Source organism: Ureibacillus thermosphaericus (assembly GCF_002370195.2).
GTDB lineage: Bacteria > Bacillota > Bacilli > Bacillales_A > Planococcaceae > Ureibacillus > Ureibacillus thermosphaericus.
Genome location: NZ_AP018335.1, coordinates 2,656,747 through 2,680,004, shown reverse-complemented (window position 1 = coordinate 2,680,004; position 23,258 = coordinate 2,656,747). Strand labels below are relative to the sequence as shown.

25 protein-coding genes, 1 tRNA gene and 1 riboswitch are annotated in these 23,258 nt (G+C 37.5%); of the genes, 25 read left to right on the top strand and 1 reads right to left on the bottom strand.

Translation table 11 applies throughout. The features are described from left to right. Nucleotides 1-80 precede the first annotated feature (80 nt). The 12 genes from UtA1_RS12890 to UtA1_RS17685 all read left to right on the top strand — a co-directional run bounded on the left by UtA1_RS12890 (nucleotide 81) and on the right by UtA1_RS17685 (nucleotide 10,630). Nucleotides 81-1,772, top strand: a complete 1,692-nt coding sequence (locus UtA1_RS12890) for a long-chain-fatty-acid--CoA ligase (protein WP_096551440.1) — start codon at nucleotides 81-83, stop codon at nucleotides 1,770-1,772. 93 nt (nucleotides 1,773-1,865) lie between these two features. Beyond that, on the top strand, nucleotides 1,866-2,450 hold the full coding sequence (locus UtA1_RS12885; protein ID WP_016837191.1) for a TetR/AcrR family transcriptional regulator: 585 nt from the start codon (nucleotides 1,866-1,868) through the stop codon (nucleotides 2,448-2,450). Between the two features lie 13 nt (nucleotides 2,451-2,463). After that, nucleotides 2,464-3,234, top strand: a complete 771-nt coding sequence (locus tag UtA1_RS12880) for an enoyl-CoA hydratase (RefSeq protein ID WP_096551438.1) — start codon at nucleotides 2,464-2,466, stop codon at nucleotides 3,232-3,234. A gap of 19 nt (nucleotides 3,235-3,253) precedes the next feature. Beyond that, nucleotides 3,254-4,027, top strand: coding sequence for an electron transfer flavoprotein subunit beta/FixA family protein (locus UtA1_RS12875; RefSeq protein WP_016837193.1), 774 nt, complete (start codon nucleotides 3,254-3,256; stop codon nucleotides 4,025-4,027). 73 nt (nucleotides 4,028-4,100) lie between these two features. After that, complete coding sequence (locus UtA1_RS12870; RefSeq protein ID WP_096551436.1) at nucleotides 4,101-5,078, top strand: electron transfer flavoprotein subunit alpha/FixB family protein; 978 nt, start codon at nucleotides 4,101-4,103, stop codon at nucleotides 5,076-5,078. A gap of 193 nt (nucleotides 5,079-5,271) precedes the next feature. Next, complete coding sequence (gene trxA, locus UtA1_RS12865; RefSeq protein WP_016837195.1) at nucleotides 5,272-5,586, top strand: thioredoxin; 315 nt, start codon at nucleotides 5,272-5,274, stop codon at nucleotides 5,584-5,586. 147 nt (nucleotides 5,587-5,733) lie between these two features. After that, nucleotides 5,734-7,521 (top strand): excinuclease ABC subunit UvrC, encoded by a 1,788-nt coding sequence (gene uvrC, locus UtA1_RS12860; protein WP_096551434.1) that lies wholly within the window; start codon nucleotides 5,734-5,736, stop codon nucleotides 7,519-7,521. Between the two features lie 37 nt (nucleotides 7,522-7,558). Further along, nucleotides 7,559-7,743, top strand: a riboswitch (Lysine riboswitch). Nucleotides 7,744-7,864: 121 nt separating this feature from the next. Beyond that, entirely contained in the window at nucleotides 7,865-8,293 is a 429-nt protein-coding gene (locus UtA1_RS12855; protein ID WP_232019844.1) for an amino acid kinase family protein, read from the top strand. Nucleotides 8,294-8,584: 291 nt separating this feature from the next. Next, complete coding sequence (locus UtA1_RS12850) at nucleotides 8,585-8,878, top strand: helix-turn-helix domain-containing protein (protein WP_172597841.1); 294 nt, start codon at nucleotides 8,585-8,587, stop codon at nucleotides 8,876-8,878. Beyond that, nucleotides 8,875-9,747, top strand: a complete 873-nt coding sequence (locus UtA1_RS12845) for an IS3 family transposase (protein ID WP_096550742.1) — start codon at nucleotides 8,875-8,877, stop codon at nucleotides 9,745-9,747. The genes UtA1_RS12850 and UtA1_RS12845 overlap by 4 nt, the downstream gene beginning before the upstream one ends. A 54-nt stretch (nucleotides 9,748-9,801) precedes the next feature. Then, nucleotides 9,802-10,074, top strand: coding sequence for an amino acid kinase family protein (locus UtA1_RS17690; protein WP_331855360.1), 273 nt, complete (start codon nucleotides 9,802-9,804; stop codon nucleotides 10,072-10,074). A gap of 67 nt (nucleotides 10,075-10,141) precedes the next feature. Then, nucleotides 10,142-10,630 carry an ACT domain-containing protein gene (locus UtA1_RS17685; protein ID WP_232019843.1) on the top strand — a complete coding sequence of 163 codons (489 nt, stop codon included), beginning with the start codon at nucleotides 10,142-10,144 and terminating at the stop codon, nucleotides 10,628-10,630. A 20-nt stretch (nucleotides 10,631-10,650) separates the two neighbouring features. On the opposite strand, the gene UtA1_RS12835 is transcribed toward UtA1_RS17685, so the two are convergent. Then, entirely contained in the window at nucleotides 10,651-11,067 is a 417-nt protein-coding gene (locus UtA1_RS12835) for a YslB family protein (protein WP_016837198.1), read from the bottom strand. A gap of 285 nt (nucleotides 11,068-11,352) precedes the next feature. Here UtA1_RS12835 and UtA1_RS12830 point away from each other — a divergent pair, with 285 nt between their 5' ends. From UtA1_RS12830 to UtA1_RS12770, 13 genes are all read left to right on the top strand, one after another. After that, on the top strand, nucleotides 11,353-11,964 hold the full coding sequence (locus UtA1_RS12830; RefSeq protein WP_016837199.1) for a succinate dehydrogenase cytochrome b558 subunit: 612 nt from the start codon (nucleotides 11,353-11,355) through the stop codon (nucleotides 11,962-11,964). Nucleotides 11,965-12,014: 50 nt separating this feature from the next. Further along, nucleotides 12,015-13,775, top strand: a complete 1,761-nt coding sequence (sdhA, locus tag UtA1_RS12825) for a succinate dehydrogenase flavoprotein subunit (RefSeq protein WP_016837200.1) — start codon at nucleotides 12,015-12,017, stop codon at nucleotides 13,773-13,775. A gap of 2 nt (nucleotides 13,776-13,777) precedes the next feature. Beyond that, nucleotides 13,778-14,560: a succinate dehydrogenase iron-sulfur subunit gene (sdhB, locus tag UtA1_RS12820; RefSeq protein WP_408647293.1), complete on the top strand. Its 783-nt coding sequence runs from the start codon at nucleotides 13,778-13,780 to the stop codon at nucleotides 14,558-14,560. A gap of 261 nt (nucleotides 14,561-14,821) precedes the next feature. Then, entirely contained in the window at nucleotides 14,822-15,268 is a 447-nt protein-coding gene (locus UtA1_RS12815; RefSeq protein WP_016837202.1) for an acyl-CoA thioesterase, read from the top strand. Nucleotides 15,269-15,339: 71 nt separating this feature from the next. Then, nucleotides 15,340-15,561, top strand: coding sequence for a helix-turn-helix domain-containing protein (locus tag UtA1_RS12810; protein WP_016837203.1), 222 nt, complete (start codon nucleotides 15,340-15,342; stop codon nucleotides 15,559-15,561). Between the two features lie 297 nt (nucleotides 15,562-15,858). Next, on the top strand, nucleotides 15,859-16,653 hold the full coding sequence (gene racE / locus UtA1_RS12805) for a glutamate racemase (protein ID WP_016837204.1): 795 nt from the start codon (nucleotides 15,859-15,861) through the stop codon (nucleotides 16,651-16,653). Between the two features lie 261 nt (nucleotides 16,654-16,914). Further along, complete coding sequence (rph, locus tag UtA1_RS12800; RefSeq protein ID WP_096551432.1) at nucleotides 16,915-17,673, top strand: ribonuclease PH; 759 nt, start codon at nucleotides 16,915-16,917, stop codon at nucleotides 17,671-17,673. Further along, nucleotides 17,673-18,266, top strand: coding sequence for an XTP/dITP diphosphatase (locus tag UtA1_RS12795; RefSeq protein WP_026018976.1), 594 nt, complete (start codon nucleotides 17,673-17,675; stop codon nucleotides 18,264-18,266). The genes rph and UtA1_RS12795 overlap by 1 nt, the downstream gene beginning before the upstream one ends. 93 nt (nucleotides 18,267-18,359) lie before the next feature. Continuing rightward, nucleotides 18,360-18,689: a zinc ribbon domain-containing protein YjdM gene (locus UtA1_RS12790; RefSeq protein ID WP_016837207.1), complete on the top strand. Its 330-nt coding sequence runs from the start codon at nucleotides 18,360-18,362 to the stop codon at nucleotides 18,687-18,689. Nucleotides 18,690-18,941: 252 nt separating this feature from the next. After that, nucleotides 18,942-19,451 (top strand): metallophosphoesterase, encoded by a 510-nt coding sequence (locus UtA1_RS12785; protein ID WP_016837208.1) that lies wholly within the window; start codon nucleotides 18,942-18,944, stop codon nucleotides 19,449-19,451. A gap of 103 nt (nucleotides 19,452-19,554) precedes the next feature. Beyond that, nucleotides 19,555-19,628: transfer RNA gene (locus tag UtA1_RS12780), tRNA-Arg, on the top strand. 856 nt (nucleotides 19,629-20,484) lie between these two features. Next, on the top strand, nucleotides 20,485-21,741 hold the full coding sequence (gene ltrA / locus UtA1_RS12775; protein ID WP_096552535.1) for a group II intron reverse transcriptase/maturase: 1,257 nt from the start codon (nucleotides 20,485-20,487) through the stop codon (nucleotides 21,739-21,741). Nucleotides 21,742-21,985: 244 nt separating this feature from the next. After that, nucleotides 21,986-23,254, top strand: coding sequence for an Nramp family divalent metal transporter (locus UtA1_RS12770; protein WP_232019842.1), 1,269 nt, complete (start codon nucleotides 21,986-21,988; stop codon nucleotides 23,252-23,254). Nucleotides 23,255-23,258 lie beyond the last annotated feature (4 nt).

Here is a 23,258-nt window from a genome sequence, read left to right as displayed (position 1 = left end):
TGAAAGACCATTTCTTTTCAATTATAATAAATGTAACAATTGCAAGAAAATTTGAACATTTGCGCAAGGGGGATGTGTTGATGTCTAGTAAAATTTGGCTTAAACATTATCCTGCTGAGATACCGCATACGCTGGAGTATGAAGAAATTCCCGTCCAAACATTTTTGACAAGAGCATACGAAAAAAATCCAAAAAAATGTGCAATACATTTTATGGGAAGGGAATTGGATTATCAAGAGCTGTATGAATCAGCATTAAAATTTGCCAACTATCTTCGTTTTTTAGGGGTTGAAAAAGGAGATCGGGTAGCAATCATGTTACCAAACTGTCCACAGGCAGTTATAGCTTATTACGGTATTTTATATGCAGGAGGAATTGTCGTTCAAACAAATCCGCTTTACACAGAGAGGGAATTAGAGTATCAAATGCAGGACTCTGAAGCAAAAGTAATTTTGGCATTGGATATTTTATACCCAAGAATCATGAAAGTCATTCATCGAACACAAATTGAAAACGTTATCATCACGGGTATTAAAGATTATCTTCCATTTCCGAAAAATCTCGTATATCCTTTTATTCAGAAGAAACAATATGGCTTTAGTGTCAAAGTAGAACATCGTGGTTCCACACATTTATTCACGGAAATCATGAAGGTTGAAAAACCGAAACCAATTGATGTGCCTTTTAATTTTGAAGAAGATTTAGCCCTTCTTCAATATACTGGTGGTACGACTGGCGTTCCTAAAGGGGTAATGTTGACTCACAAAAATTTAATTGCCAATACAATGATGTGTGATGCATGGTTATATAAATGTGAGGAAGGAAAAGAAATTATATTAGGATTGCTTCCTTTCTTCCATGTATACGGCATGACTACAGTGCTGATTTTATCCGTCATGAAATCAAACAAAATGGTATTGCTTCCTAAATTTGAAGTGGAACAAGTGTTAAAAACCATTGATAAACAAAAACCTACTTTATTCCCTGGTGCACCAACAATGTATATTGGTCTATTAAACCATCCGGATTTATCTAAATATGATTTGTCTTCCATCAATGCATGTATAAGTGGTTCTGCTCCACTACCTGTGGAAGTACAAGAAAAATTTGAAGAAATCACTGGTGGGAAACTTGTAGAAGGCTACGGCTTAACGGAAACTTCACCAGTAACCCATGCAAACTTTATTTGGGGAAAACGAGTAGTTGGCTCGATTGGAGTTCCTTGGCCTGATACAGAAGCGGTGATTATGAAACCAGGAGAAAATGAAATTTTACCACCTGGAGAAGTAGGAGAAATCGCGATTCGTGGACCTCAAGTGATGAAGGGATATTGGAAACGCCCTGAGGAAACTGCAAAAGTGTTTGCAGATGGATGGTTCTTAACTGGAGATTTAGGATATATGGATGAAGAAGGATATTTCTATGTTGTAGATCGTAAAAAAGATGTCATTATCGCTGGCGGATTTAATATTTATCCGCGAGAAGTAGAGGAAGTATTGTACGAACATGAAGCGGTTCAAGAATGTGTTGTAGTTGGAGTTCCAGATCCATATCGGGGAGAAACGGTGAAAGCTTTCATTGTATTAAAAGAGGGTAAAACAGTGACGGAAGATGAATTAAATAAATATTGCCGCAATAATTTAGCTGCTTACAAAGTACCTCGCATTTATGAATTTAGAGATTCACTACCGAAAATAGCAGTAGGAAAAATTTTAAGAAGAACATTAATTGATGAGGAAAAACAGAAAGCTAAGGAGCTTCAAGCGAAATAGCATTAGTTATTGACAGAAAGTTCATGAAATTATAATATGAAAATATGAATGAATAATCATTCATATTTTCTAATTTTTTTGGTGGTGAACATCATGAATCGAGATAAACCGAAATACATGCAAATAATTGAAGCAGCAGTTATTGCGATTGCCGAAAATGGCTATCATCAAACACAAATTTCAAAAATTGCTAAACAAGCAGGTGTTGCAGACGGGACCATTTACCTGTATTTTAAAAATAAAGAGGATATTTTAATTTCCTTGTTTAAAGAAAAAATGAGAGTTTTTATTGAAAATTTAGAAGAAATCATTCAAACTGGTGCTAACGCCTCTGACAAACTATCAAAAATGATAGACAACCATTTTAGTGTGTTGGCCAATAATAAACACCTTGCGACAGTCACCCAATTAGAATTGCGCCAATCAAATAAGGAGCTTAGGTTAAAGATTAATGCAATTTTAAAAGAATATTTGAATCTTCTTGATAATATATTGGTAGAAGGCATGATGAATGGCGAATTTAATCCAACAATGGATGTGAGAGTTGCAAGACAAATGGTATTTGGAACAATCGATGAGACAATTACGTCTTGGGTGATGAATGATTTCAGATACAGCCTCTTAGATAATGCACCTAAAGTAAAGCATCTACTATTGAATGGTCTAAAAAATAATTAAAAGGAGTGTCTTCATGGAATTTCTAAAATGGAGAGCAGAAGACGGTGTTGCGATTGTAACAATCAATCGTCCGCCAGCAAATGCACTAGCACAACAGCTAATCCGTGAATTAGACGAATTGATGACTGAAGTTGAACATAATAATGATGTTCGAGTTGTTTTACTTCACGGTGAAGGACGTTTCTTTTCAGCAGGAGCTGATATTAAAGAGTTCACAGATGTTTCATCTGAACAACAGGCAGTAAATCTCGCAGAAAATGGACAAGCTGTTTTTGATCGCTTGGAATCTTTCCCAAAACCTGTCATCGCAGCAATTCATGGTGCCGCACTTGGCGGTGGATTGGAACTTGCGATGAGTTGCCATATTCGATATGTCGCTGAAGACGCGAAGTTGGGTCTTCCTGAATTAAATCTTGGAATTATTCCTGGATTTGGTGGAACACAAAGATTACCGCGATATGTCGGATTAGCAAAGGCTGCTGAAATGATTTTTACAGGAGAGCCGATTTCAGGGGCAGAGGCCGTACAATGGGGGCTAGCAAATACGGCTGTACCACAAGAAGAACTTTTACCGCAAGCATTAGAATTGGCGAAAAAAATTGCCAAAAAGAGCCCGGTTTCATTAAAAGCTGCTATTCATGCATTACAATACAGTAAGAAATCATTCGAAGAAGGAATCAAAGCGGAAGCAGAGCAATTCGGCATTGTATTTAATTCAGAAGATGCAAAAGAAGGAATTCAAGCATTTATTGAAAAACGCCAACCTACTTTTAGTGGCAAATAATTTTTAGGAGGTAATTTACATGAACATTTTCGTATTAATGAAACGCACTTTTGATACAGAAGAAAAAATCGTCATTCAAGATGGAAAAATTCAAGAAGACGGCGCTGAATTCATTATCAATCCATATGATGAATATGCCATTGAAGAAGCAATTCAAGTAAGAGATCAACATGGTGGAAAAGTAACGGTAATCTCCATCGGCAATGAAGAAGCGGAAAAACAACTGCGCACGGCTCTTGCAATGGGTGCTGATGAAGCGGTTTTAATCAATACAGAAGATGATTTGGACGAGCTAGACCACAGTGGTGCAGCTTATATTCTCGCTGAATATTTAAAAGACAAAGAGCCAGATTTAATCTTGGCAGGAAATGTTGCAATTGATGGTGGTTCTGGTCAAACTGGACCAAGAGTTGCTGATTTATTAGGCATTAATTATGTAACAACGATTACAAAATTAGAAATTGATGGAAATAACGTGAAAGTTGTTCGTGACGTTGAAGGAGATTCTGAAATTATAGAAACGAGCTTGCCTTTATTAGTTACAGCTCAACAAGGATTGAATGAACCGAGATATCCTTCTTTACCAGGTATTATGAAAGCGAAGAAAAAACCGCTTGAAGAGTTAGAATTAGATGATTTAGACATCGATGAAGATGATGTTGAAACAAAAATTGAAACAGTGGAAGTATTTTTACCACCACAAAAATCTGCTGGTCGCATCTTAGAAGGAGAACTAAAAGACCAAGTGAAAGAATTAGTAAATTTACTTCATACGGAAGCAAAAGTGATTTAAATTTTCTGAACAATTAGAATGGATTGAAGAGTATTAGATTTCATTAGATTCGTACGGTAATGGAGGGAAAACAATGGCAAAAAAAATATTGGTATTAGGAGAAGTACGTGACGGTGCTTTACGTAATGTTTCATTTGAAGCAATCGCTGCAGCAAAGCAAATCTCAGATGGTGGAGAAGTTGTAGGCGCGTTATTTGGCGATCAAGTAGCAGATCTTGCAAAGGAATTAATTGCATATGGAGCTGACCGAGCGCTCGTTGTGGAACATCCACATTTAAAAACATATACTTCAGATGGCTTCAGCCAAGCTTTATTAGCTCTTGTGGAACAAGAAAAACCTGAAGGAATCGTTATTGGGCATACGTCTTTAGGGAAAGATTTATCACCTAAAGTGGCATCTCGCCTGCAATCTGGATTGATTTCAGATGTAACAGAGATTGAAGGAACAGGCGATGATGCACTATTTGTACGTCCAATTTACTCAGGTAAAGCTTTTGAAAAAGTAAAAATTAAAGAAGGACTCGTGTTCGTGACAGTTCGTCCTAACAATATTGCGCCACTTGAACGAGATGAAAGCCGCACAGGAGACGTTCAATCTGTATCTGTAGATATTAAAAACTTGCGTACGATTGTAAAAGAAGTTGTTCGCAATGCAACAACAGGTGTTGATTTATCTGAAGCGAAAGTAATCGTGTCTGGCGGTCGCGGTGTAAAATCAGCAGAAGGATTTGAACCATTAAGAGAGCTTGCCAACTTACTGGGCGGTGCAGTAGGTGCTTCCCGTGGTGCTTGTGATGCGGGTTATTGCGATTATGCAATGCAAATTGGTCAAACAGGTAAAGTGGTAACACCAGATTTATACATCGCGTGTGGTATTTCTGGTGCAATTCAGCACTTAGCAGGTATGTCTAACTCAAAAGTAATTGTTGCAATTAACAAAGACCCTGAAGCAAACATTTTCAAAGTTGCTGATTATGGAATTGTCGGCGACTTATTTGAAGTCGTTCCGTTATTAATTGAAGAAATTAAAGCATTAAAAGTAAATTCTTAAAATCTAAAACTGGTAATCTCCTCACCACATCTCAAATCTCAGAGATGTGGTTATTTATTGTGAAAAAGTAAATCATTAAAGGAATTTGTTTGTTAGATGAACGGATTTCAATTTCTTAAAACACTTTACTACCCTTTGAATTTTTAACGTGCTATACTACTAAAAGATGTTACATTAAGGAGGCATTTTATAAATGGCAATTGTACATGCTACTGATCAAAACTTTTCACAAGAAATCTCTTCTGGTTTAGTATTAGTAGATTTCTGGGCAGCTTGGTGTGGACCTTGTAAAATGATTGCACCTGTATTAGAAGAACTCGATGCCGAAATGGGTTCAGAAGTGAAAATTGTAAAAGTTGATGTTGATAACAATCCAGCAACAGCTGCTGAATATCAAATTATGTCGATTCCATCTTTGCTTTTATTTAAAGATGGCCAATTAATTGCAAAAACTGTTGGCTTCCAACCAAAAGAAGCATTAGTTGAATTCATCAACAACAATAAATAATATTCAACCGAGCACAAAGAATTTGTTTGTGCTCGATTTTTTATTTTGGATATGATTATTGATTTAAAAGAAAACTTATCGATTTTTGCTTTAAGATATTCGTATAATAGAGTTAAAGTAGGTTGATTAAATGTAAGGTGATACTCCATGAATGAAACAATTCAAAATAAATTGGCGCTGTTACCAGATTTGCCTGGATGCTACTTAATGAAAGACCGACAAGGAACGGTTATTTACGTCGGAAAGGCAAAAGTCTTAAAAAATAGAGTTCGATCCTATTTTACTGGTTCCCATGATGGTAAAACTCAACTGCTAGTTAGTGAAATAGAAGATTTTGAATATATTGTTACTTCAAGTGATTTAGAGGCTTTAATTTTGGAGCTCAATTTAATCAAACAATATGATCCAAAATATAACGTAATGTTAAAGGATGACAAGAGTTATCCTTATATTAAAATTACCAATGAAATTTATCCAAGAATTATTACGACAAGAAAAGTGAAAAAAGACAAAGCTAAATATTTTGGACCTTATCCGAATGTATCTGCCGCGAATGAAACAAAGAAGCTCCTCAACCGCATCTATCCATTAAGAAAATGCAACCGACTGCCAGATCGAGTTTGTTTGTATTATCATTTGGGGCAATGTTTAGCTCCATGTGTTAAAGATATAGATCCGAAAATTTTTGAAGAAATGACAAATGACATCATAAAATTCTTAAATGGCGGCCATGAACAAGTAAAAAAAGAATTAGAGAAAAAAATGATGGAGGCTGCGGAAAAGCTTGAATTTGAAAGAGCAAAGGAATATCGAGATCAAATTCAATATATCGAAACGGTTATGGAAAAGCAAAAAATCGTTTCAGGAGACCAAACGAACCGGGACGTATTTGGATATGCAGTTGAAAAAGGGTGGATGTGTGTTCAAGTCTTTTTCGTTCGACAAGGAAAATTAATTGAAAGAGATGTTTCTGTATTTCCTATTTACCGTGATCCGGAAGAGGAATTTTTAACTTTTGTAGGGCGTTTCTATGATACAGAACATTTAAAGCCAAAAGAAATATTGATTCCAGAAACAATTGATAAAAGCATTTTAGAAAAATTATTAAATATAAGAGTATTGGTGCCAAAACGTGGCACAAAAAAAGAACTGGTGGATTTAGCAAAGAAAAATGCAATGCTTGCAATCGAAGAAAAATTCCAATTAATTGAACGCCAGGAAGAGAGGACAATTGGCGCTTGTCAACAATTAGGTGAGGCTCTAAATATTGAAACGCCTTATAGAATTGAAGCCTTTGATAACAGCCACATGCATGGAGCAGATCCTGTTAGCGCAATGGTCGTATTTATTAATGGAAAGCCGGCAAAAAAAGAATATCGCAAATATAAATTAAAAAATACGGCGAAACATGACGACTATGGAGCGATGCAAGAGGTGATTCGCAGGCGCTATACCCGTGTATTAAAAGAACAATTGCCACTTCCTGATCTAATTATTGTTGACGGTGGTAAAGGGCAAATTGAAGTTGCACGAGAAGTGTTGGAAGATGAGCTTGGATTATCAATTCCCATTGCAGGACTTGCAAAAGATGAGAAGCATCGAACATCTGAACTATTATACGGGGAACCACCTATGTCGATTCCACTGAAAAAAACAAGTGATGCTTTTTACTTGCTTCAGCGAATACAAGATGAAGTCCATCGCTTCGCTATTACATTTTTGCGGCAACAACATCAAACGAACGCTTTACGCTCTGTCCTTGATGAAATTGAAGGAATCGGTCCAAAACGGAAGAAACAATTACTGAGTCATTTTGGTTCAGTGAAAAAAATCAAACAAGCTTCTGTGGAAGAATTAATGGAAGCGAAAATGCCAAAAGTGGTTGCAGAAACAATCTATCAGTATTTCCATAATGACACATTGTCAAAGGAATAACTGTATGATAATGTAATTTTAAAAGTAAATAAGTTTAGATATAGATAGAGGTGCGAGATTCATGAGTACCTAACTGGAGGAGAGGAACAAGTCTGAAGAAGGTTAGGGAAAGGGGAGATTGCCGAAGCGGTAAATTTGCTTGTTCCAGTTTACTGGCTGGTTTTGCATTGAAGAAATGCAAGATTGTCAGAATCTAAATGGTTCTGGAGAGCTATCTCATAAAGTGTTTTCTGAAAATTGAGGCAGCTTTTCACCATCCTTTGTGAAGAGTTGCTTTTTTCTTTAATTATATAAGATTCGGAAACTTCATTTCATGGCTTGTGAAAATAAGGGGAGTGTAGCGATGATTAATATTGTAGTGAAGTTGGATGAATGGAATCTAGCATCACCTGAAAACATTGGAGAAATAGCAAAAAGACTCATCGAAGAGAAGAAGTTTGGACGCAATGTAGTAGCAGTCGTTCCATCCTCTCCACCTGTAAATGAGGGTTTGGAAAAAATTATTTACTCTTTATCGGATGCACCATCCGAAAGAGAGTTAGACGCAATCCATTCTACCAATAATCAAATTGCTAGCAGTTTGCTTTCCATCGCCATTCAAAAAAGAGGATTTAGAGCTGTTTCCCTTACAGGCTGGCAACTTGGAATGAAAACAACACGAAAATTAGCAGGAAATGCTCGCATACATCAAGTCGATGGTAATGTCATTATTGAACGGTTTAAAAAAGGCGAAATAATCATTGCTATTATACCTGTAAAGTTTACACATTAAAGCGCCCATAAGATGAGCATAATAAATATAAAATGTGGGAATTTATTGGGTTTATTAAAAAGCCACAGCGTAGCTGCAATGCCATTGACACCTACCACGATTCTTAGTACTTGGTGGATGGGGTCGGGGCCCCGCCAACAAGTACTTAGAAGCGATTTGTCCGTAGTACAATGACAAACGGAGTGAGCGCAAGGAGCTATTTTTTGAGATCATCTGCAATCTACAATCACTACGGACAATCAGGTAGGTGTCAATGGTGGCGTACTTCGTACATGAATGGAGGATATGGAAATGGCGAAAAAATATCGATATTACACATTTGAATTCAAAAAACAAGTCATTGAAAAATATTTCGAAGGGTATTCTTCCACAGAGGTAGCTAAAATATATAACATTCATCGGAGAAGAGTCTCTGAATGGGTGAAAATTGTGAAAGAAGGAGGCTATGAAGCTCTCTTAACCAAAAGAGAAAAAGTAGCTAAACAGAAACAGTCGCCTGTTGAAAAATCTTTGGAAGAAAAATATCTCCTATTACAGTTGGAGAACGAATACTTAAAAAAGTTGTTAGATCTAAGAAAGGGGTGAATGACAAAGAACAACAATTTGCCTTTATTCACGCTTACGCAGAACAATATCCGATTTCTATTTTAGCGGAAATCGCCAATGTATCCCGTGCGGGTTATTATAAATGGTTAAAGAGAAATGGAGAAAAACATCGTGATCAAATTGATGAACGGTTAATCCCTTATATCCTAAAGGTGTTTAACGATCACCGTGGTACTGTGGGGAGAAAACGAATCAAAATTGAATTGGAAAGACAATATGGGTTAGTCATCAATGAAAAACGGATTGCCCGTTTAATGAGGAAATATGGATTGGTATGCAAAATTCGCCAAAAGAAATTTAGATATCGTCCAAGTGTTCATGGAAAAATTCCCAATCTTCTTAGCCGTAACTTCAAAGCCATTCGAGAAGGAGTAAAGTTTTCCATTGATATTACGTATATTCGCGTGAAAAGAGGACGTCAAAAATGGGTATATCTCTGTGCCATTAAAGACTTATTTAATGAGGAAATCGTGGCTTATTCAATGGGGACAAGTTTGGAAATGAAATTAGTGTATCGCGCCTTAGAAATGCTTAAAAAAAGGGGATATAGTAAAGGAGCGATTCTCCATAGTGACCAAGGCACTCACTTTACTAATCCCGATTATCAAGAGTATCTCCGTGAGATGGAGATAACTCAATCCATGTCCCGCAGAGGCAACTGCTGGGACAATGCCTGCATCGAAAATTTCTTTAGTCATCTGAAGGTTGAACTTGGATGTTTTAGCCAACCCGAAACTGTACGAGAAATTTACGAAGCAGTAGAAAACTATATTAATTATTATAACACCAAACGTATCGTAACTAAACTAAAAATGAGCCCGATGGAATATAGAACAAAAGCAGCATAAATTTGGATTAATACGGGGCGGATAAAAATGTCTACTTGACAGGAGCATGAGCACATAGTCGCGGGCGGACAAGGTGTTGATGATGAGGGCAACATCACCCTTCTCGGAGCTGGAGGGACTGATGCAACAGCGGTAGCGATTGCAAAAAGCATTGATGCAGAACGTGTGGAAATCTATACGGATCTTGATGGGGTATATACAGGGGATCCTAATGTAGTTCAACAGGCTCGTAAATTGAAAGATATTACATATGATGAGATGTTAGAATTATCTTATTTAGGTTCGAAAATTGTTCATCCGAGAGGTCGAATTAGCAAAAAAATTTGATATACCAATTGTTGTTCGTTCGAGTACGAAAAATCTTCGAGGTACATTGATTAAGGGAGAGATTGAAATGGAGAGAAATTTAATTGTTCGTGGTGTCGCCTATGAATCAGATATTATCCGCTTTACTGTTGGATATGAATTACTAGAAAAATCTTCCCTTGCCAACTTGTTTAATACCCTAGCAAAGCATCATGTCAACGTAGATATTATTGTACAATCTGTGATGAGTGAAGTAAAACCGACAATATCGTTTTCAATTGTAAAAGAGGATTTAACAAATGCGGTAAAAGTGCTTGAAGAACATAAAGAGGAGTTAGGTTTTCAATTTGCTGATTTTGAAGTTGGTTTAGCGAAAGTGTCAATCGTGGGTTCGGGCATGGTTTCCAATCCAGGGGTAGCAGGCCGCATGTTCGCACGCTTATGTCAAGAAAATATCCCTGTTAAAATGGTTTCTACATCTGAAATTAAAGTATCTGTCGTTGTGCCACAAGATGATATGATTCGTGCAGCAAATGCACTGCATGATGAATTTAATCTTGCTGAGGAATGGGTATAAAAAGGGGCGAATAAAGCCCCTTAGCGTTCAATTTTTTCTTTTAAATCCATCTTTACTGTAAAAATTACTTCTAGTTGTTTTTCTTTTTTCTCTTCATAGCATTCCGTCAAAACACCTTTAAAGTTTTGGATTTGTTCGGCAATGAAGCCAGCTTCTAAGCGAAAATTTCTTTCATTAATCTTTAGCAACTCCGGTTCATTCGTCAAACTAAACACAAATCCGTCTTTCATTTCTTTTTCAAGGGTAAGATCACCCCATCCGGCATCTTTAAAAAAGGAAATGATTAAAGGAATATCGGTGCATGGAAATTTGCGAGCTAAATCTTTTCCTGCCCAATATAGAATATCTTTTTCATGCTTTCCTAAAATGGATGGCACTAAATAATCTCTTAGCAGTTCGTATCCAAATAAAGGAAACGAATCTTTCGACAATGACATATAATAAGAACCTCTTTCTAGAATTTTTCTTTTTTAACAACAGAGAATTTGAAAAAAGTTAAAATAGAGAAAAATAACATAATAGAGAAAAAATAGAAGGTTTTGTAGCGAATATTAGACAAATTTCGGAAAATAAATATGCACAACTAACCTTGACGGTAATAGTTCGTGGGGGTACAATGAACTTGTCATAATATTGTACCATTATGAATAAAACAGTCAATGCATAAAGCGTTTACAATTTGTGACGACTTATTGACTACTTATTTTAAGGGGGTATCAGTCTTGGCAAAAAATGAGTTTTACTGGCGCCGACTACATTCTTTACTTGGTGTTATTCCTGTAGGGCTATTTTTAGTGTTCCACTTGTCTCTAAACTTTACTGCAACAGGGGGAGAAGAGACATATAACAGTGCAACAGGAGTAATGGATTATATTCCAGGTCCACTATTATTACTTATTGAGTGGATTGTTATCTACATTCCTATTCTGTTCCACGGTTTATATGGAATTTATATTGCCTTTACAGCAACACCAAACAATAAGCGCTTCAGTACATTCCGTAACTGGATGTTCTTATTGCAACGACTTACTGGTGTGTTCCTAGTAATCTTCATTGCTTGGCACATGTTCCAAACTCGCATCCAAAAAGCATTTGGTGCGGAAGTAAGTTTTGAAATGATGGAAAAAATCGTTGCAAATCCATGGATGTTAGGATTCTACATTGTGGGTATCCTTTCCGCTACATTGCATTTATCTAACGGTTTATGGTCATTCTTTGTAAGCTGGGGTATCACACAATCAACACATTCTCAAAAAGTAGTTACGTGGATTACAATGGCATTTTTCGTCATCTTAAGCATTATCGGTGTATCTGCAATTCTAGCATTCGTATGATACAAGCATAGATAGAACGTCCAATTAGAAAAGAGGAGTGAGAAATAATCATGGCCAAAAAGAAATTAATCGTTGTTGGTGGCGGCTTAGCTGGTCTAATGGCAACGATGAAAGCAGCCGAAATGGGTACTGAAGTAGAACTATTCTCATTAGTTCCTGTTAAACGTTCACACTCAGTTTGTGCACAAGGTGGAATTAATGGTGCAGTAAATACAAAAGGTGAAGGGGATTCTCCATGGATCCACTTTGACGATACAATTTATGGTGGAGACTTCTTAGCGAACCAACCACCAGTAAAAGCCATGTGTGAAGCAGCACCTGGTATCATTCACATGTTCGACCGTATGGGAGTTATGTTCAACCGAACTCCAGAAGGTCTACTTGACTTCCGTCGTTTCGGTGGTACATTGCATCACCGTACTGCATTTGCAGGTGCGACAACAGGTCAACAATTATTATATGCGCTTGACGAACAAGTTCGTCGTTACGAAGTAGAAGGTTTAGTAACAAAATACGAACACTGGGAATTCCTTGGAATCGTTCTTGATGACGAAGGAGTTTGCCGTGGAATCGTAGCACAAGATTTAAGCACATCAGAAATTAAAGCATTCCGCTCTGATGCTGTAGTTATGGCAACAGGTGGTCCTGGTATCATCTTTGGTAAATCAACAAACTCAGTAATCAATACTGGTTCTGCAGCATCAATTGTTTATCAACAAGGTGCTTCATATGCAAATGGTGAGTTCATCCAAATTCACCCAACAGCAATTCCTGGCGATGACAAAAACCGTTTAATGAGTGAATCTGCTCGCGGTGAGGGTGGACGTATTTGGACATATAAAGATGGTAAACCATGGTACTTCTTAGAAGAAAAATATCCTGCATACGGTAACTTAGTACCACGTGACATTGCGACACGTGAAATCTTCGACGTATGCGTAAACCAAAAATTAGGTATCAATGGTGAAAACATCGTATATTTAGACTTATCTCATAAAGATCCACATGAATTAGACATCAAACTTGGTGGTATCATCGAAATCTACGAAAAATTCGTTGGTGACGATCCACGTAAAGTACCAATGAAGATCTTCCCAGCGGTTCACTACTCAATGGGTGGATTATGGGTTGACTACGATCAAATGACTGAAATTCCTGGTCTGTTTGCTGCTGGTGAATGTGACTATTCACAACACGGTGCAAACCGCTTAGGTGCTAACTCATTACTTTCTGCGATTTATGGTGGTATGGTTGCAGGACCTAACGCAGTTAAATATATGCAAGGCTTAACAAAACATGCGGAAGATTTACCACAATCTTTATATGATTCTTATGTAAAACAAGAGCAACAAAAATGGGATAACATCCTAAAAATGGACAAAGGTAATGAAAACGCATATTTACTTCACAAAGAACTAGGCGAAATGATGACTGACAACGTAACAGTTGTACGTTACAACGATCGCCTACAAAAAACATATGACACACTTGGTGACATGTTAGAGCGTTGGGAAAACATTAACATCCACGATACTCAAAAATGGAGCAACCAAGGTGCACACTTTACTCGTCAATTGAAAAACATGCTATATCTTGCACGAGTAATTACAAAAGGTGCGTTATTACGTAACGAGTCACGTGGTGCACACTATAAACCAGAATTCCCAGAACGTGACGACGAAAACTTCTTAAAAACAACTATGGCGAAATTTGATCCATCTACAGGTGAGCCAATTATTACTTACCAAGAAGTAGACGTTTCATTAATTCCGCCTCGTAAACGTGACTACTCTTCGAAAGGAGGTAATTAATCGTGACTACACAACAAGTGGAAACTGGAAAAACAGTAAGATTTAGAATTTTACGTCAAGATAATCCAAATGGTGCAAGCCGTTGGGAAGAATTCGAAGTACCTTACCGTCCAGGTATGAACGTAATCTCTGCATTGATGTACATTCGTCAACATCCAGTGACTGCTGATGGAAAACCAACAACACCGGTTACTTGGGACATGAACTGTCTAGAGGAAGTTTGTGGTGCTTGTTCGATGGTAATTAATGGCCGTCCACGCCAATCATGTTCTGCGTTGGTTGATCAACTTGAACATCCAATTCGCTTAGAACCAATGAAAACTTTCCCAGTTGTTCGTGACTTACAAGTTGACCGAAGCCGTATGTTCAACGCATTGAAAAAAGTAAAAGCGTGGATTCCGATTGACGGAAGTTACGATTTAGGAGAAGGTCCACGCATGCCTGAACGCAAACGTCAATGGGCATACGAATTGTCAAAATGTATGACTTGTGGTGTTTGTTTCGAAGCTTGTCCAAACGTTTCTGAGAAATCTAGCTTCATCGGTCCAGCACCACTTTCTCAAGTACGTTTATTCAATACACATCCAACAGGTGCAATGAACAAAGACGAACGTTTAGATGCAATTATGGGTGAAGGCGGACTTGCAAACTGCGGTAACTCTCAAAACTGTGTAGCTGCTTGTCCAAAAGGAATTCCTTTAACAACTTCTATTGCATCATTAAACAGAGCAACGACTGTACACATGTTCCGCAAATTCTTCGGTTCTGACCATATGGTAGACTAATATGTATTAGAAGCAGTCAAAATCGTTTATCGATTTTGGCTGCTTTTAATTTTTTTATAGAACAATTATCCAATTTTCATGATGCTGCATAGTATAGTAAGCAGTTTATTTCTGTACAGTTGCATTGCGAATCCTCTTTCAATAAAAAAATCCATCGTCATCCCCTTCCAATATTCGACATTTTCATTCATTTCCTCGATGAATCTACTATTGTATAATATTTATTATATAAGTAAAACATTGGTTAAAGGGGATGGGAAAATGAAAGAAATGTATATTGAAGATTTTGAACAATGGGAGAAGGAATTTACATTTTACACGGAAGAGATTGTTCGTTTTTCAGATGTTGATATGTATGGACATTTAAATAATGTTGTACCATTTTCATATTTTGAACATGCACGCATTGAATATTTTAAATGGCTGAATGTGAAGAACAATTGGGGTTCACAAGATGAGCAATGTATTCCAGTTGCGGCAGATTTGCAATGCGACTATTTAAAACAAGTTTATTACGGAGAAAAACTGCGAATTTATGTAAAAACAGCACGGGTTGGAAACTCCTCTCTAGATCTTCACTACATGGTAAAAAATGAAAAAGATGAAATCGTTTTAACTGGTAGAGGGGCTTTAGTACAAATCAACAAAGAAACTGGTAAACCTCATCGCTGGACTGAAGAACAAAAAGTAATATTATGTGGGAAATAGTTAAAATGCCCTCACAGCCTCCACCCTCATGACATACTTTACATAGAGAGGAGATAGGAGGGTGTTGCCTTATGAGTAGCCCGCAGCATCGTTCGCTTTTAACGAAAAGAGAGCGGGAAATATTTCAATTATTAATTTTAGATTATTCCACAAAAGAAATTTCACAAAAGTTGGGCATAAGCGAAAAAACGGTGCGTAACCATATTTCAAACACAATTCAAAAACTGGGCGTTTCTAGCAGGTCACAGGCACTGATTGAATTGCTAAGGCTTGACGAGCTTTCATTGCATTAATCGATTTAAGATAGTGGCTTTAAATCCTAAAATGAATTTTAAAAGGCTACAATCGTATTAGTGATGAAAAATACTTATTCAAAAAAATGTCAATTATTATCTGATATACAATTACAACAATCGGGCAGTTGCATGGATCAATGGCGCGATGTTTAACATGAGGGTATTCAAATAAAAAACTGTCTTTTCCTGTTCAATTGTATGAATAAAAGAATCATTGAACTTAGTAAAGAATTAGGTCAAAATAGAATAGATAATAATATATCATACAAATGAAATAGGATAGAGGCGGTATAAGTGAATGCCCCAATAGGCGTTATCGATTCAGGAGTAGGTGGCTTAACTGTTGCAAAACAAATTATCAATGTTTTGCCAAATGAAACGATTTATTACATTGGCGATACTGCAAGGTGCCCCTATGGCCCACGAAAAAGTGAAGAGGTTCTCGCCTTTACTATGCAGTTAGCAAAAGCGTTGGAAAAACAGAATATAAAACTCCTTGTTATCGCATGTAATACGGCAACGGCAGTAGCATTAGATGTTTTAAGAGAACAGCTCTCAATTCCAATAGTGGGCGTCATTAATGCGGGAGCCCGAGCAGCTGTAAAAAAAACGAAGCACAATCGAATTGTGGTTCTTGCAACAGAAGGAACAATTAAAAGTGGCGCATATGAACGTGCACTGCTTGCTTTAAATACGGAGGCGAAAATTATTCCTCTTGCGTGTCCGACATTTGTACCGCTAGTTGAAAGTGGAGAATATGAAGGACAATTTGCATTCGACCTTGTAGCGAATGGATTAAAGCCGCTTGAAAATAAAAGTTTTGACACAGTCATTTTAGGTTGTACTCACTATCCGATGATTCAACATCATATCGAAAAGGTAGTTGGACCTAATGTAACTGTTTTATCATCAGCAGAAGAAACTGCAAAAGAAGTAAAAGAGCTATTAACAAAACATCACTTACTCCGAAATGAAAATCATAAACCACATCATATTTTCTATGTGACCGGCTCGGTGCCCATTTTCCGTACAATTGCTGAAAATTGGTTAGAAATGAAACACTTAGATGTAAGAAAAATTCAATTTTAACAACTCAAAAAATCCATGATGCTCAAATCATTTTGAGTCTCATGCGATTCGGTACATCAAGCAGCAAAATCATTCGGTTATACCGAATTGCATGAGACATGAAGAAAGCTCGAAAGGCACTTTTCGAGCTTTTTTACTTGTAGTACAGTGCTACAAGCTATAAAGATTGTATGCCAAAAAAGTTTCAAAAATGTGCAATGACTTTTTTCTGGAGAAAATGTATGTTAATATATTGTGCGATTATTTGTAGGAGGAAAGTACATGCGAGTAGATGGAAGAGAAGTAAATCAATTAAGACCTGTAACAATCGAAACAGATTATTTAATTCATCCAGAAGGATCTGTTTTAATTCAAGTAGGTAATACAAAAGTAATTTGTACAGCTACGATAGAAGAGAAAGTTCCTAGCTTTCTGCGTGGGCAAGGAAAAGGTTGGATTACTGCAGAATATTCCATGTTGCCAAGAGCAACGCAAGAACGTACTATCCGTGAATCTTCACGAGGTAAAATCGGTGGACGTACGATGGAGATTCAACGTTTAATTGGACGAGCATTGCGGGCAGTTGTTGATTTAGAAGCGTTTGGAGAGCGGACTATCTGGATTGATTGCGACGTTATACAAGCAGATGGAGGAACAAGAACAGCTTCTATTACTGGGGCGTTCGTTGCATTAACACAAGCTCTTGCAAAGCGCCATAAAGAATCTCCATTTGAAAAGTTTCCAGTTACTGATTTTTTAGCAGCAACAAGTGTCGGATTTGTAGAACCGATTGGAGCGGTTTTAGATTTAAATTATTCAGAGGATTTTCAAGCAAAGGTAGATATGAATCTAGTAATGACTGGAAGCGGCAGATTCGTTGAAATACAAGGTACTGGGGAGGAAGAGACATTCTCTCGAGAAGAATTAAATACGTTGCTTGCTCTCGGTGAAAAAGGAATTCGAGAATTAATTGAAATACAAAAGTCCGTACTTGGTGAAGATGCAAAATTCATTCTAGAAGTTGGGGAGTCAAAAGAATGATGAAACAAGTTGTAATTGCAACGAAAAATAGAGGAAAAGCAAAAGATTTTGAAGCGATTTTCAAGCCGCTTCATTATGAGGTTGTAACAATGCTAGATATAGCGAGTGATATGGAAATTGAAGAAACAGGTACAACCTTTGAAGAAAACGCAATATTAAAAGCAGAAGCCCTCTCACAAGCCCTTGGTAAACTCGTTATTGCGGATGATAGCGGTTTGGCAATCGATGCTTTAGGCGGTGAACCAGGGGTATTTTCCGCCCGTTATGCGGGAGATCATGATGATGAAGCAAATATTCAAAAAGTGCTTGAAAAAATGCAAGGGATTCCGGATGAAGAGCGCACAGCACGCTTCGTTTGTGCCATCGCTATTAGCGGTCCAAACATCGAAACGAGAACATTCTTAGGCGCATGTGAAGGCAGAATTTTGCACAAAAAAAGAGGTACTAATGGTTTTGGTTACGATCCAATCTTTTACGTACCAGAATTAGGTCGTACTATGGCAGAACTTACACCAGAAGAGAAAGGTGCAATTTCCCACCGAGGAAATGCGATTCGGAAGTTAACAGAAGAGTTGCCGAATGTATTAAAATAAAGTGGACAGTTTGAAAATTTCCATAAACATTTGAAATCTCGTTAAGACTTCATTATAGTAGTAGGTAATGATGTAAATATGGAGGAAAAAGAAATGATACCAAACTGTCCAAAATGTAATTCAGAATATACGTATGAAGATGGAAACGTATTTATTTGTCCAGAATGCGCTCATGAATGGACTGAAAACGACCATACTGAAGAGGAAGGCTTGGTAGTAAAAGATGCTTACGGCAATCTTTTACAAGATGGCGATACAGTGACAATCATTAAAGATTTAAAAGTAAAAGGAAGTTCTTCCACATTAAAAATTGGCACTAAAGTAAAAAACATCAAGTTGGTAGAGGGAGATCACAACATCGATTGTAAAATTGATGGTTTTGGTGCAATGAAGTTAAAATCCGAATTTGTGAAAAAAGCTTAAAGTAAAGGGGCTCAAGCAGCCTCTTTTTTATTTAGGATAAAGTTGCGAGTATTTTAGTCACAAGTATTTAAGCAAATGTTGCAATTATTTAATGATATGCGAAACAAAGATTTACTTGTGTACATTAAGTAAAACAGCAAGTCGTATTTTGTCAGCAATTAACCTTTTACATTTCAAGCAGATTTTATTAAAATTTTTATTAGGCATATTTTTCATTACTTGGATGCAAAGTAAAAAATAAGGGTGGAGACAATGAAATTATTAGTGATGAGTGATACCCATGGGGATGCAGAAATCATACAAGTAGTTAAGGAGCGACATCCAGGAGTGGATGTGGTCATTCACTGTGGGGATAGCGAACTAGATTATCAACACCCATATCTAGAAGGAGTAAAGCGAGTTCGCGGCAATTGTGACCGGGATAGCCGGTTTCCTGAAGAATTGCAGTTTGAAATTGAGAATAAAAAAGTGTATGTAACGCATGGACATTTATTCAATGTAAAGTCGACAACCATGAATCTGTTTTATCGTGCAAAGGAAGTAGAAGCAGATGCGGTGTTGTTTGGACATTCCCATTTACTTGGTGCAGAATTGATAGACAATATTCTGTTTGTAAATCCCGGGAGCTTGTTAAAGCCTCGGGGCATTGATGAAAAGAGTTACGCAGTGTTAGAGTATAATGATTCAATTTGGAAAGTTACTGCGTATACGGATCAAGGGGAAGAAATATTTCAAAAAGAGTATCCATTGGAAGAATTATAAAATGGTTCGTAGTGTGAAAATTAGTTGAAAAAATTTTTAAAAACCCGTTGACATTTTCACACTACGCTAATATAATAAATATTGTCCTTTGGGAAAACAAAATGTCTCAGTAGCTCAGCTGGATAGAGCAACGGCCTTCTAAGCCGTCGGTCGGGGGTTCGAATCCCTCCTGGGACGCTACACAAAAGCCTTACTTCCTCAATGGTTGTAAGGTTTTTTTATTTATTCACAATTTTGAATTAATAATAATGTTCCATTATCAAACTGTCTCTTTAAAAATTAATCAAAATGAGATTCAGCCGTTGAACCGCTCTTGATATATAGTCACCATAAGTGTTCATTGTGGTCCTCATAGAAGCATGTACTAAACGATGTTGAATCGTCAGAAATTGGCATGGTGGAAACCGGCATTTGATGTAGCAATAAAATTAATCGAAAGCATAAAAAGAAAAGCAATCAACGAATAAAGTTGGTTGCTCTTTTTTGTGCGCCCGGCATGTACATGAACTATAGGGTGTAAGTCCCGAACCCCGAAGACAGAAGTAGAGGTTAGCCAAGAGCAAGGGTGTCCGTGGTGACGCGGAATCTGAAGGAAGCTGGAGGCAAAACACCGGTCCGAGGAACACGAACCTCATATAAGGCTAGGTATGATTGAGTGAGTTTGCAAAACAAAATAAAGCTCTTTCTGTCGAAGGTCATATCGAGTAAATGAGGCGGATAGATGGTGTGAAAGTGCATGTACTTACCCGGGGAGGTCTGGCGGATATGTGAAGTACGCTTCATAACCTACTTAGTGATAAGTAGCTGAACCGTCAGAAGTCAGCAGAGGTCATAGTATTAGTTGGTTTAGAACTACTAAGAAGGACCGAACAATTAAGAGAGAATAGCCCTTGGCATTCAGTGAGTCATGATGAACACAGAAAACGTAGTACCTCACTTGAGGAAGGAAGCGGTGAATCCCGTGGGGGACCTCTTGGAGGGTGGAGTGACCACTGGCATAAAGAGAACAGCTATTCACGGAAGGAGAATAACGATGCTTTTGAATCAAATCCTGTCACGGGAGAATATGCTTCAAGCACTAAAACGTGTAGAACAGAATAAAGGAAGCCACGGAGTAGATATGATGCCCGTACAAAACCTACGACAGCACATAGTCGAAAACTGGCTATCTATTAAGGAGGCAATTCTCAAGGGAACTTATGAACCAATGCCAGTCCGCAGAGTCGAAATCCCGAAACCTGACGGCGGTGTTCGTCTACTAGGAATCCCTACCGTAACAGACCGTTTGATTCAACAAGCAATCGCCCAAGTACTTTCAAAAGTGTATGACCCTACATTCTCTGAAAACAGCTACGGATTTCGACCAAACCGAAGTGCCCATGATGCGGTGAGGAAAGCGAAAGAATATATAAGAGATGGACATCGATGGGTTGTAGATATGGACTTGGAGAAATTCTTTGATAAGGTCAACCATGACAGATTAATGGGTACACTCGCGAAGAGAATCCAAGATAAACCATTACTGAAATTGATTCGTAAGTATTTACAATCGGGCGTCATGATTAATGGTGTGGTGTCAAACACATTTGAGGGAACTCCACAAGGAGGACCATTAAGTCCGCTACTATCTAACATTGTACTAGATGAACTAGATAAAGAATTGGAAAGAAGAGGACACAAATTCGTTCGATATGCGGATGACTGTAACATTTACGTGAAAAGTAAACGAGCAGGACTTCGCACAATGGCAAGTATCCAGCGATTTATTGAAGGAAAACTACGACTGAAAGTAAATGAGAAGAAATCAGCGGTCGACCGTCCATGGAAACGTAAGTTTCTAGGATTTAGCTTTACCTATCATAAAGAGCCAAAGGTTCGTATCGCAAAAGAAAGCCTTAAACGAGTGAAGAATAAAGTTCGTGAAATCACATCACGCAAGATGCCCTACCCGATGGAATACCGCATTCAGAAACTGAATCAATATCTAATGGGATGGTGTGGATATTTTGCGTTAGCAGACACCAAATCTATATTCCTTGAATTAGATAAATGGATTCGTAGAAGACTTCGAATGTGTATATGGAAGAACTGGAAGAAACCGAAAACAAAGATACGCAACCTTATTCAACTTGGCGTACCACAATGGCAAGCGTATGAATGGGGAAATACTCGGAAGAGTTATTGGCGTATTTCAAATAGTCCAATATTACACAGAACCCTTGGTAACTCCTATTGGAGAAACCAAGGGCTGAAAAGTCTTGAAGCTCGTTATGAAAACTTGCGTCAATGATCTTAATTGAACCGCCGTATACGGAACCGTACGTACGGTGGTGTGAGAGGACGGGAGTTAATCGCTCCCTCCTACTCGATTGATGGTATCCGCAAAAGTCTCCGAGCCTGTTCTTCTGAATTCATTAAAGTGCTTATAAAATCAAAGAAATTCAACTATTGATTTAAGGACAATTTTAGGTCGTGTTCGAGGACTAAGATTTTCAATAAAATTAAATTAAAGAAAATTCTGAATAAAAAGGGGGATGGAAGAAATGGTGATGAAGGACAAAGAGGTAAATGCTTCAATCTCTGGGAATCATCAAAATGGAGGAAATGGGTTTTTGAAATTTTTGAAAATTTTAGGTCCTGGTCTTATTACTTCGGCACTTGTATTAGGGCCAGGTTCCATCACATTAAACTCAAAAATTGGCGCAATTTATGGAACTGAATTAGTGTGGTCTATCATTGTCGCTGTCATCTTAATGGCCTGTTATACAGAAATGGCAGCAAGAATAGGGATTGCCGGAAAAGATACGTTTATTAATCTAGTGAAAGAAAAATGGGGGAAATGGGCAGGGATCATTATTGGAATTGGTGCATTTTTAGTTTGTTCTTCATTCCAAGCTGGGAATGCAATTGGAACGGGGATTGCGGTTGAAGCGATTACTGGTATCAGTTCAAAAGTTTGGATTATTGTAGGTACTTTACTTGGCGTAGCTTTATTATTTTTAACGCAATTTTATAAAGTGCTGGAAAAATTGATGTTGGCTTTAGTCATTTTGATGTTATTCGCCTTCTTAATTACGTTAATCATCGTAAAACCTTCGATTGTCGACATTTTTAGCGGATTTGTACCTAGATTCCCTGAAGGTAGTATGGCACTAGTAATTGCTTTAATAGCGACTTCATTCTCAATCGTAGGTGCTATCTATCAATCGTATTTAGTGCGTGAAAAAGGAGTAGGTCGAAAAGAGGTTCAAGAGAGTAAATTTGAAGCAATTTTCGGGATATTCTTATTAGGATTTATTTCATTCTTAATCATGATCACTGCTGCAACTGTATTAAAGCCTGAAGGAATTTTGGTGAACAATGCTATTGAAATGGCGGGTATTTTAAAACCATCATTTGGTAGTTTTGCAGTGTTTATTTTTGTACTCGGTTTATTCGGTGCTTCCTATTCATCATTAATAGGAAATGCCACAATTGGAGGCGGGCTACTGGCTGATGGTCTGGGGTTAGGGCACCAATTATCATCGATGAAAGTGAAAATAGCCATCATTATTGTAATGCTGTTTGGTTCGTTTATTGCTTTAATTTTTGACGGAAACCCTGTGAACTTAATTACTTTTGCTCAAGGTGTGACGATTTTTGTAGTTCCGTTTATCGCAATTGCCATTTTAGTAATCGCCAACTCAAAAGAAATTATGGGGGACTTGAAAAATAAATTGTTTAGTAATGTACTCGGTATTATTGGGTTATTGCTACTCATTTATTTAGCATTCAATAACTTCAAAAATATATTCTTATCTTAGGAGG